The 618-nt window shown below is 61.7% G+C and carries 1 protein-coding gene and 1 pseudogene; both read left to right on the top strand.

All coding sequences use genetic code 11. The features are described from left to right. Window positions 1–410: pseudogene (locus NR193_RS33315) on the top strand (replication protein); the annotation flags it as partial. Next, a partial coding sequence (locus NR193_RS33310) for a DUF2840 domain-containing protein (protein ID WP_256754889.1) occupies window positions 407–618 on the top strand: 212 nt, incomplete at its 3' end. The pseudogene NR193_RS33315 and the gene NR193_RS33310, both read left to right, overlap by 4 nt.

The following is a 618-nucleotide window of genomic DNA, read 5'->3' as shown; positions in this document are numbered from 1 at the left end:
TGCCCGGCTACACGCTCTTCCTCGAAGTGGAGATGGGCGGCCGGACGCTGCTCGCCTTCGAGCGGATCGCCTCCGGTGGAAGGCCTGTGGACAGCCTCGTGCTATCGGGAACCGGACCTATCGTGCCATCGGGAACCGCAGGCACGTGCTATCAGGAACCCAAACGGGGCCTAACCCTTGGAAAGCAAAGCCGAAATCGCGCCCTTAACTTAGAGTCTAACCCAGAGTCTAACTTTGAAGAGCGCGCTCGTGATGTGCAAAGGCTCATCCGGCGAACCAGCGATGCACTCAGCATAGACGCCGACAAGACCTCGAATGCGCCATCGGTCTCTGACGGCAGCAGCACGGCAACCAGCGTCTCCGAAGTCCCGAATCCGCCTCTTGATCCGCGCTCGGGAGCCACCCGATGAGCGCCGCCACGCACCACGCTCGCGACGAACTCGTCCATGTCGAACTGACCTGGGTTGAGAAGAGGCAAGAGAACTGGATACGGTTCGGCACCCACGCCCAGGAACAGATCGTTGATCGTCGCCGGCGCATTCTGTCCTATCGCCCCGGCGCGGTCTTCGCGTTCGTTCGCTGGGCCGCGAACGACTTCGGAACGATCATCTCACGCAT

This window comes from Mesorhizobium sp. Mes31, from assembly GCF_024519675.1.
Lineage (GTDB): Bacteria > Pseudomonadota > Alphaproteobacteria > Rhizobiales > Rhizobiaceae > Mesorhizobium.
Note: the sequence above shows the minus strand (reverse complement) of the source record. Positions and strands in the feature narration are given on the sequence as shown.